The 10,438-nt window shown below is 38.4% G+C and carries 10 protein-coding genes and 1 tRNA gene; 6 read left to right on the top strand and 5 right to left on the bottom strand.

Annotated elements, in window-relative coordinates; translation table 11 throughout:
* Positions 1-130 precede the first annotated feature (130 nt).
* Positions 131-204, top strand: a tRNA-Asp gene (locus tag P9B04_RS07430).
* A gap of 166 nt (positions 205-370) precedes the next feature.
* On the opposite strand, the gene P9B04_RS07435 is transcribed toward P9B04_RS07430, so the two are convergent.
* A complete protein-coding gene (locus tag P9B04_RS07435) occupies positions 371-742 on the bottom strand; it encodes a single-stranded DNA-binding protein (RefSeq protein ID WP_342054360.1) in 372 nt (123 codons plus the stop codon).
* 84 nt (positions 743-826) lie between these two features.
* On the opposite strand from P9B04_RS07435, the gene P9B04_RS07440 reads away from it, so the two are divergent.
* From P9B04_RS07440 to P9B04_RS07460, 5 genes are all read left to right on the top strand, one after another.
* On the top strand, positions 827-1,225 hold the full coding sequence (locus P9B04_RS07440; protein ID WP_342054361.1) for a DUF3750 domain-containing protein: 399 nt from the start codon (positions 827-829) through the stop codon (positions 1,223-1,225).
* Positions 1,226-1,468: 243 nt separating this feature from the next.
* Positions 1,469-2,476, top strand: a complete 1,008-nt coding sequence (locus P9B04_RS07445; protein ID WP_342054369.1) for a rod shape-determining protein — start codon at positions 1,469-1,471, stop codon at positions 2,474-2,476.
* Positions 2,477-2,497: 21 nt separating this feature from the next.
* The gene (mreC, locus tag P9B04_RS07450) at positions 2,498-3,247 is read left to right on the top strand and encodes a rod shape-determining protein MreC (RefSeq protein ID WP_342054362.1); all 750 of its coding nucleotides are present in this window, start codon (positions 2,498-2,500) and stop codon (positions 3,245-3,247) included.
* 15 nt (positions 3,248-3,262) lie between these two features.
* A complete protein-coding gene (gene mreD, locus P9B04_RS07455) occupies positions 3,263-3,808 on the top strand; it encodes a rod shape-determining protein MreD (RefSeq protein ID WP_342054363.1) in 546 nt (181 codons plus the stop codon).
* A 76-nt stretch (positions 3,809-3,884) separates the two neighbouring features.
* Positions 3,885-4,121, top strand: a complete 237-nt coding sequence (locus tag P9B04_RS07460) for a MarR family transcriptional regulator (RefSeq protein WP_342054364.1) — start codon at positions 3,885-3,887, stop codon at positions 4,119-4,121.
* A gap of 8 nt (positions 4,122-4,129) precedes the next feature.
* Here P9B04_RS07460 and P9B04_RS07465 read toward each other — a convergent pair whose 3' ends face one another.
* The 4 genes from P9B04_RS07465 to glpD form a co-directional block, all read right to left on the bottom strand.
* Positions 4,130-5,260 (bottom strand): HEAT repeat domain-containing protein, encoded by a 1,131-nt coding sequence (locus P9B04_RS07465; RefSeq protein WP_342054365.1) that lies wholly within the window; start codon positions 5,258-5,260, stop codon positions 4,130-4,132.
* A 12-nt stretch (positions 5,261-5,272) separates the two neighbouring features.
* Entirely contained in the window at positions 5,273-7,195 is a 1,923-nt protein-coding gene (locus P9B04_RS07470; protein ID WP_342054366.1) for a serine/threonine-protein kinase, read from the bottom strand.
* A 477-nt stretch (positions 7,196-7,672) separates the two neighbouring features.
* Positions 7,673-8,029, bottom strand: a complete 357-nt coding sequence (locus P9B04_RS07475) for a cell division protein SepF (RefSeq protein ID WP_342054367.1) — start codon at positions 8,027-8,029, stop codon at positions 7,673-7,675.
* A 495-nt stretch (positions 8,030-8,524) separates the two neighbouring features.
* Positions 8,525-10,237, bottom strand: a complete 1,713-nt coding sequence (gene glpD, locus P9B04_RS07480) for a glycerol-3-phosphate dehydrogenase (RefSeq protein WP_342054368.1) — start codon at positions 10,235-10,237, stop codon at positions 8,525-8,527.
* Positions 10,238-10,438: the final 201 nt, after the last annotated feature.

Below are 10,438 nucleotides of genomic sequence, written 5' to 3' on the forward strand. Positions count from 1 at the left end.
TTATGTACAGGTATGTCTAGTATTGTACAGGTTTTTGTCTTCTAGAAAAACCTCCCAGAATATTTTTTTGGAGCGATAGTTGACAAATTTTACTTTAACTTGTTACAATAGTAATTGTCGCAAAAAACAGGGGACTGTAGTTCAACTGGTTAGAGCACCGCCCTGTCACGGCGGAAGTTGCGGGTTCGAATCCCGTCAGTCCCGTAAAATGGTTAGATTATTTGAGCAACTGTCCTACTTCATTAACTGCTCAAATGCAAATGTAAACGTATACAAAAAATAGTATAAATTAAGCATCTAAACTAGGCTCATATTTATACTAATTGTCCTGTTAGCAAATAATCAAATTCTTTGCAGTAGCTATTATTCCTTAAAACTCGTCGTTTCCTCCAGAGTAACCACTAACTAAACCCGGATCATTATCTCGTCTAGAACCTAATAAATCTAGTCTGTCAACTCGAACAACAGGACTAGAACGATTAGTACCAGTGTTGCGATCTGTCCAAGTTTCGATTTCCAAGGAACCTTGAATACCAATTAAACTACCTTTTTTGACATAATTAGCGGCAATTTCTGCTGTCTTTCCCCAAAATTTTAGGTTGAACCAATCGGGTTCATCGCTATTACGAGAACGACGATTAACTGCTAATGTCAGGGTGCATAAGACGCTTCCTGATTCAAAATATCTAACCTCTGGATCTCTTCCAGCACGACCAACTAAATTAACAACATTTAAGCTCATAAATTCACGCTCAGATTTATTGTTTATCGGCACAAATATTATAACATTAATAAGATTCCAGTAATTTTTCAATCAAAAAAAAGTATGGAAACAGTCGTTGAATTAAGAGCCGCTAAAATACCTATTATTGGTTTTATCGCCGTTCACTACTGGTATGTTGTTATCAGGGAAAATAAAAAAGATCGCTGGGAAATCTGGCAAACTCCTTCTATGTCTCAAAATAGTTGGGGTCACTTACATAAGAATTTAATGAATGCCGAAAGTGGGGTAGGAAATGGCACAAGTTGGTGCGAGACTTACTGGACAGATACCCTAGGAAACCGACTTGCTCAAATCATAGAGAACAGTCCAAGCACTTATCCTTACAATGATTGTTATCGATATTTTCCAGGTCCCAATAGTAATACCTATGTGAAGTGGATTCTGAAACAAATAAACAGCGACCATCAGCTAAGCATTAGAGCTATCGGTCAACACTATTAATTTCGGTGTAAATAGTAGGAACAAAGAAAACCCTGCTTTAGTCTAGCCTAACATTACCGATAACATACTATTATCTGTCTGCGGTTTTCTAGTATAAATTAGTCAACATTGCTAGACTTACTCAAAGAAACGTAATAAAATTCGTTCGATCCGCACTGGATCATCAAATCATAATAGTCTTTATATAAACAAGGGGCATAAAAAAAAGTGGGTATTCTCAGTCGTTTCTCCCTCTCACGGGATATGGGCATAGATTTAGGAACTGCTAACACCCTAGTCTATGTATCAGGTAAAGGTATTGTACTCGAAGAGCCATCGGTTGTGGCCATCGACCAAGATCGCAAAATTCCTCTAGCAGTTGGAGAGGAAGCCAAGAAAATGCTTGGACGTACTCCTGGTAATGTGGTAGCGTTGCGCCCCTTACGAGATGGGGTAATTGCAGACTTTTTGAGTGCCATGATTATGCTCAAAGAGTTTATCCAAAGGGCCCACGAAGGTAGTCCTCTGGGGAATCCAAGGATGGTTATCGGCATTCCTAGCGGTATCACAGAAGTAGAGAGAAGAGCGGTTATCGACGCAGCCAGAGAAGCCGGAGCAAGGGATGTGGGATTAATCGAAGAACCTGTAGCGGCTGCTTTAGGGGCAGGTTTACCAGTTACAGAAGCTACCGGAAACATGATTGTGGATATTGGTGGAGGAACCACGGAAGTTGCCGTCCTCAGTTTACAGGGAAGGGTTCTGAGCGAGTCCGTAAGGGTTGCTGGAGACGAGTTAACCGAGTCCATTATCCAGTACATGAAGAAAATTCATAACATGGTGATCGGAGAACGTACCGCTGAAGAAATTAAAATTCGTCTAGCTTCTGCTTATCCAACACGCCACGAAGAAGAACCCACAATGGAAGTACGTGGTCTACATCTAATGTCAGGTTTGCCTCGTACCGTCACCATTAAAGGGGAAGAAATCAGGGAAAGTATGGCTGAACCCTTAGCTGTGATTGTGGATGCTATTAAACGGACTCTAGAGCGCACTCCCCCCGAATTAGCCGCCGATATCATCGATCGCGGCATCATGTTAGCTGGTGGTGGAGCCTTACTACGGGGTATCGACACCTTACTTTCCCACGAAACTGGAATTGTCACCCATATAGCCGAAGATCCCCTACGCTGCGTGGTTAAAGGCACCGGTGAAGTGCTGAAAAATCCCACTGTTTTAGATCGGGTGATGAGTCAAAGCTCTCGAATGGGATAAAAAAATAACAATCAACAGATCATGGTGATAATACGTCGTTGGTACGATCGATATGGCTCAAAACTGGTGTGGGCAGCAGTAGCTTTAGGTATTGGCTGGTTTTTGCGTCAAACCCAAGGGGCCCCCGTTCTAGAACTATATTACTGGGTGACTCGTCCCTTACAATCAGAGTCCCCTGAACTTCTGGAACAACGACTAACCAACGGGCGTATTATGGAACTGCAACAGCGTGTTGTCGAATTAGAACGAAAAAATGCACAATTACAGAAATTATTAGGCTATTTTGAAGGCCAAGAACAAGAGGCCATCGCAGCTCCTATTATTGCCCGTAGTGCTGATGATTGGTGGAAACAGATTGTTCTGGGACGAGGTAGTCAAGATGGGGTTAGAGAAGGGTTTGTTGTCACAGGAATTGGTGGTTTAATCGGTCGTGTAGTGGATGTTACACCCAACACCAGTCGCGTTTTATTGGTTAGTGATCCCACTAGTCGTGTTGGAGCTAGGGTGAGTCGTACAGGAACAATGGGAGTGATTATTGGGGGTAGTTCTCGTATCGCTGTGATGCGCTTTTTTGAGAAAGTCCCTAATGTTAAACCAGGGGATACCATTAGCACTTCTCCTGTAAGTCGTTTGTTCCCTGATGCTTTACCCATTGGACGCATTCAATCTGTGGATTTGCAAAAAGGCCCCGCCCCAGAAGCAAAGGTATTATTGACGGTTCCTATTAATGATTTAGAATGGGCGGTTATTCATCCTTATGAAAGTAAATAATTAATTATAAGTATTATGGGATTTTGGAGACGATATTCATTTCGCAATAAAGTCATTATCTGTGGTTCTGCTACTTTATGTTTATTATTATCTTTGACTCGTCTTCCAGGGATGGAATTATTAGGTATTGGTACTAATTGGATTTTGATCTGGGTAGTGGTTTGGAGTAGCAAAAGAACGGTTTTTCAAGGAGCGATGGCAGGGTTGGTTATGGGTTTGATTCAAGATGGGTTGACGGGGGCGTATCCCTCTCATATTTTCGGTTTAGTAGTGGTGGGAGTCTTAACAGCACGTTTCCAAAAACATAAATATATTCACGAAGATTTTATTTCTGTTGCTTTGCTGGTTTTCTTGATGACGATTATTGCCCAAACCATCACTTCTGCTCAGTATATATTACTAGGAATAAGGTCTTTTCAAGATATATGGCAAGAGTATCAACAGTTAGTTTTGTCCTCAGCTATCCTCAGCAGTTTATGGGCCCCTGTTCTTCACTACCCTCTTAATTCTTGGTGGGAAAATGATCCTATCGGGATTAAAAAGTCCAGCAAACTCAATTAGGTTAATCGTCGGAACATTCTTAGATTTTAACAGGTCTTAGAGTGTATCCTATTTGAACAGATGGATAAATAAAATTTTGTCATTTACTATTATTTCTCCAACCCCTGGACTGACTACAAAAGAGAGAATTCTAGAACTAATATTGACTCATCCTGAAGGAATAACGGCTAAAAAATTGAGCGATCGTTTAAATCGCCCAATTTCCATGATTAATTACTGTTTGAAAGACCTGAAGGAAAAAAAAATTATCCAAGGAAAACTAAATTCAGAAGATAAACAATGGATTTATTATCCTGTTGCTTTTATTAATTAATAATATCATTATTCATTCTTTTTTAAGCCTGAAATTGCGTGCAACTGAACTGACTTATTAGAATCAGTGGATAGTTTTTTAAGGCATTTAATAGCTATTTCATCTCCTAAGTCTCCCAATGCAGTAGCCATTTTTTGCTTTATTTTTGTTTCTTGGCTCATAGGATGATTATGTAATAAGAAATCTCGCAATATTTGACTAGCTTGATATCTAACTGCTTCATTCTTTTGGATTCCTAATACATCAATTATTACTCCACAAATTTCTAAATTTTCACTAAATAGTGCTTGCTTTAAGTAGGTTAGTGCTTGAGGTGACTCTGTCCAACTTAAAGCTTTAATTATCTCTTTTTTAAGTTCTATTGGAGTGTTTTGTTTCTCCAAAACTATAGATAATTCTTCTATAGCTTCATTCGTTTTAATACGACCTAAAGTTAGAACAGTTTGCTTACATATTTCTAGGTTTAGATCATAAAGTAAGGGTTTTAAATGGTCAACTAAATTATATTCTGTGGCTAATTTTGTCCTTATTCCTAAAGCAATAACAGCTTCTTTACGAACAGAAGACGCAGGATCATCTAAAGCATTGATTAAAATAAAAATAAGTTGTTGATGATGAAAACTTCCCAAACATTCTAAAGTGATCGCACGAATTTCTGGGTTAGGATCGTCGATAACCTTTAGTAAAGGTTTGATAGTTTCTGAATGACGAATTTGTGCTAATGCTTTAACAGCTAATAATCTAGAATAGTCGTCTTGTTGTAGTAAAGTTTCTAAACTTTTTATGGCAGAGATTCCCATTTTTCCCAACCCTTCTGCTACTACATCTAGTATTTCCTCTTCTTGTGAAGTTTGTAAAAGTTGCGTGAAGGTAATAATTATTCTTGTATCGTTAAAATTAGATAAAATACGAGCAATAAACCAACGATATTCAATTTCAAAAGTCTCATTTTCCAAAATTATTAACAAAGGGTCGATTATTTCTTCACCTAACTTGGGAAATAGTTTAGCTACATCCCAACGTTGCTGAAAATATCCGCTTTCTAAAAGGGATAGTCCCAATTCTATTAGTTCAGAACTTTCATATTTATTCTGATAGATGCCTATTTTAAATTTTTCTAAATCTTGGTCATTATCCATATAATTAATTCCTTAATCTATAAGAGTAATTTTGAGTTCATAATTGACAGGTTTCTTGCTTTTTGAAACTACAGTGACTTCATAATAACCACTTTCAATAAGTTCTCCTGACCAGCGACGGGTTGAAGAATCTTCTAAAATATTATTTTGCCCTGTAGGTGAATAAATTGATAAGCGTAAAAGGCGATCACCTTTCAATTCTAATGCTATTTTTTCATTGGCATTTAAGTTAGCAACATAAGCATCTCCTTCTCCTGAATCCAATTGTTTACGCCGTTTAATTGTGCCATTTCTCTTGAGTTCAATTCCTAGTTTTTCGTAATTATCACCTGCTCGTAATTTCGCTATAGTATCTGCAATCATCGCATTCCAGATTTGACCAATAGGCTTATCGATGAAACTGTCATTTTTTTGCTCAGGAAAAGTCGCCAGAAAACGTGCATCTGCTAAGTCATATAAAGCACGACTGCTTAAATATAAGCTATTAGCTTGCTGCTTCCAAATAGTCCTTTGACTCTGCGTATAACTGCCAATTTCTTCTAGGGGCTGTGAGCCTAAAGACTCTAAGCTGTCTAATATCTCAATTGCGGTTTCATCCCATTTATTTCGCCAGGATTTGTCCTCTTTTTCGTTGCTCAGAATTTTGTTTTTTTGATTAGGGTACTTCTCCCAGAACAGTTCATCAACTACCTCAACAAACCAGCTATGATCTAATCCTAGTTGACGGCGACGACTTCTTATTTCTGTTTTACGTTGTAATTCTTCATCAGTAATTTTAGCTGTTGATGATTCATCTAAGAAAACAGGTTTAGGTTCGGTGCTTTCTTGAGCATTAAGTATCTGAGCCATCCACAATTTTCCCGCCCACCAGCCCATTGTTCCTGAACCTAAGATGAGTATTAAAAGTAAAAATAACTTACCTAAACAGCCAGTAATAGGACTATCTTTGCTGTTATTTGCTGTCATATTCTCTTCTATTTTTTGCCTGGAGGAAATAGTCACTTTTGATGAAAAAGTCTGAGGCATTATAGCAGACTTCACTGCGACAGTGGGAGGGGTAACGGATAAAAGGGGAGATTGAGTGAGGAGTTGGATGACTTCTTGGGCTGAAGAATAGCGATCGCTAGGATTACTAGCCAACATTTTTGTTAAAATTTGGCTTAGATGGGAACTAACGGAGAATTCTAAGGAAAAAATCTGCTTTAGGCTATCCCTGTCTTCTAACAGTAGTCTTTCTCTACCCGTTAATAAAACGCAAGCAGTAGCGGCTAATCCATATAAATCACTATTGGCTGTGACGATTCCTTGTTCAATCTGTTCCTGAGGTGCGTATCCAGATTTACCTACTTGTGTAATTTTAGTTGTTAATAATTCGGGATGTTTACAATAGGTATTAGCGATGATGGACAATTGTTTAACACTGCCAAAATCAATTAGGACCGGTAAGTTATCTGTTTGACGACATAAGATATTGTCAGGGGTAATATCCCGATGAATTATTCCTTTATCGTGGAGGTAATCAAGAACGGGTAAAATATCTAATAAAAATTGTTTAATTTCTGTTTCTGTAAAGGTATTTCCTGTTTCTAATCGTTGTTGTAATTTTTGACGATATGTTAATCCTTCCACATAGTCTTGTACTAAAAAAAGCGTTGTTTTTTCTTCTTGTTGGCAAGAAAATAGTTCCCAAAAACGAGGAATTTGAGGATCTTCTAAAGTATAAAGAATTTGTGCTTTACGCTGAAATAACTCTTCTGTTTTTTTTAGGGCCAAAAAGTCACGAACATCAGAAGCAAATTCCTGGAGAATATAACGCTTGTTGAAATGATGACGATCTTCGGCTAAATATGTTCTTCCCAACTTTCCTTGGCGAAGTTGACAAATAATTACAAAGCGATTGTTTATCGTCGTCTTATGGGGTAACCCAGTATTCATAACAAAACTAAAAAATTTAAACGCATGGTCCTAAAGAGTTGCTACAATTATAGGCAATTTGTGATCAAAAAAAAATTTTATCCCCTTTTCTGAACAAGGGGTAAAGAGTGAGGAATGCACTGCTTACTCCTTTTCAAGTTCGATCTACAATTTATTCTCTTAATTTTTTGTTGAATCCGATAATTACTACCAGGCAAAAGTTCCTTTTTCTGCGGCTAGGAAAACATGGTTTACTTTTGGGGGTACTATAAAACGAATTGCGCCTGATTTATACGAAATTATGAATCCAGGTTTCAAGGAGGTTAACACCCTTCTGACTCAGAGTAATGGGGAGAAACAAGCTTTGATAAGTAAGTTGGAAAACCTAAGCAACGCTGGTATTAAGGCTGTGAAAATTAGTGATGCAAAAGATTAATAGTTTATTCACAACACAAATCTTTTGTCTTATTTGATGAACTTTACTGTTAAAATATATGACTAATTAGGTAGCTCTTTCGATGGTTCTTTCAAGTATGGAGAAGGGGATATGGGAGTTGATCGCTGAGACTTTATCTCTACTTGGTTCGGCACAAACATAAATGTTTTTTCGCTAATCCAAAAAGTTTGCCCATCTATTGCACAGGCTCCTCCCGCCATCCAATCTACCACCCTTTGCGCTTTTTCGACGGTTAATTTATCTAAGACTAGAATAACTACTTTGCGAGCTTGTAGAAGTTGTAAAGCTTCTTCTGTTTCTTCTACTGCATTGATTGTTTTAACAACAACCTCTGATTGAAGATTCTGGTCAGCAGACCAATCAAATCTAGGGATACGATTCATTGATTTTGTTTTCATAATAAAAGTATAAAAACTGCTAATAGCATCGGTTGGAGTTACCAATCTATTAGTTTATTCTTGTATGTTGGTCGATGATTTAAAAAAGATGTTATTAATATATTTTTTTAGTATATCTGAATCACACAAGAAATTAGGTATTATAAGTAACATTTTCAATTTACAATTCGAGGGGCTATGTAAGTTGGGCTAGAAGTCACAAATAAAAGTAGTTAGCCTATGGTTTTTCGGGAAACAACTGGATTTAAGCTAATCTAAACCGCTAAGGACTAGCCATAACTTACCATTTTCATTGCTACCTCCTTAAAACCACAGAACTCAAAGAAACTTAGGAATATTTTCGTTTTTTCGGGAAAACGTACAAACAATATGATTCATAAGGTAACACATTTTCCTTGATGCAATTATTAAATAAGTATAAAGTTTACCCGAATTCTGATAACAATTTGAGTTGGATAAAAAAATCCCCGCCTCAACAGTGCGGGGAATAACTCCCTAAAATAGAGGAACTTCTTCTCTATCCCAGTTTCTGGGTTCAACTTCCCTATTAACTTCATCAAAGTCGGGAATACAGTTATTTTTCATGTAACTGAGATAGTTTTCTTTAGCTGTCGCACACTTATAATCATCCCAACTACAATAGGTCTTTAGGATATCAATGAGATTGGGGATTACTTTTAACCCATAGTGATTTTCCATAGCGATCGCAGTACGGCGACGGGTAATATCAACTAAAGTATGGGCATACTCCTGACGCACTGCGTAGACAACTTGTGCTTTAATATCAGGTAAATCGGGGGTAATCAATTCCCCTAACTTCGGTTCTGAGTCCACTAAAGCGAGAACATGCACTGCTTTTGCACCGTACACCTTGAAGAGATGATCAATGGACTTAGGAGGCACTTTACCATCATAGTCTGAGGTAGTTTGTTGAATACGGGGGTCATTGGGCAAAATAGCGCCGGGTAAGGGTTGGTTTTGTGTGGGACAAGGAGGGGCAGACTTTCCTAATTTTTTATAAACTTTATTAACAATTTCTTCTCCCACTTGACGATAGGTAGTTAGCTTACCACCGATGAGGGAAATAAGATTATTAACTCCTTCTTTGCTGTGGTCAAAAAGAATATGACTGCGAGTAATACTTCCTGCTTTTTTACCTTCTGCGTTGGGTAAAGGACGTACTCCAGAATAGGTAAATTTTACGTTTTGGCGGGATAAACCGGCGTTGGGGATAATGTTGTTAGTTTCTTGGAGTAAATAATCGATTTCGTCGTTATCCGCTTTGAGTTGATCAGGAGTCCCGTCAAAAATATAATCTGTGGTACCGATCAAATACATTCCCAACCAAGGCACAATAAAGAAAGGACGACCATCGGATTTTGCTTCCACATATAAACTGGTATCAGGCGCACCGGCAAAAGGTTCCACCACGATATGACTCCCCTTGGTACCGCCAATTTTTTGAGTTTTGCCTATGGGTGCATTATCACCATCTTTAGTCCCTAACTGACAAACGGAGTCAACCCAGGGGCCAGATGTATTAATGACCATACATTTATCTTTGCCTTTGATGGTAAATTCTTCCCCTGTGAGGGCATCTTTACAGGTAAGATGGGTTATTTTGTTACCTTCGCGGTGTAATTCTGTAGCCTTGACGTAGTTTAGCACCGTTGCCCCTGCTTGGTCGGCAGCCATAATATTTTCTAGGCAGAGTCTTTCTGCATAGGTAACTTGACCATCATAATATTGCGCCCCACCTACTAAACCATTGGGGTCCATAGAAGGGAAAAGTTGTTTAAATTTTGCCTCTGAGAGCATTCGATGGGAAGGAACAGTTTTATCTGCGCTAAGGACATCATAGAGACACATTCCGGCCCAAATTTTCCAGTAGGGACGAGATCGATCTTTATAGATAGGAATGGTTAATAATAGAGGCCTGACTAGATGGGGTGCCGTGTGTAAAAGAATTTCCCGTTCTCGCAGAGATTCTCGTACTAAGGGAACCTCAAAATACTCCAAATACCGTAAACCACCGTGTATTAGACGAGTTGACCAACTCGAAGTACCACCGGCAAAGTCTCCCTTTTCGATAAGGATGGTTTTTAAGCCACGCAAAGCCGCATCCCGTGCAACTCCTGCCCCATTGACTCCGCCACCGATAACGATTAGGTCGTAGGTTGTTTGTTGAATGGATTGAAAGTCTCGCACGATTATTATCAATTTAACTACTCATAATATAACTTAGCGAGATTTTCAGATTATTAAAAGCCTGTTGATCTGAGTTTGAGGAAAGTTCAGATAGAGAGGCTTATAAGTCAACAATCAAAATATTGAATATTAAAACAAATAGCCTTATTTTGTATCTTCTCAAAAAGCCAGGGGTCACTCGCTGCGAAAACTTAGGCCAAA

It is taken from the genome of Crocosphaera sp. Alani8 (assembly GCF_038442745.1).
GTDB lineage: Bacteria > Cyanobacteriota > Cyanobacteriia > Cyanobacteriales > Microcystaceae > Crocosphaera.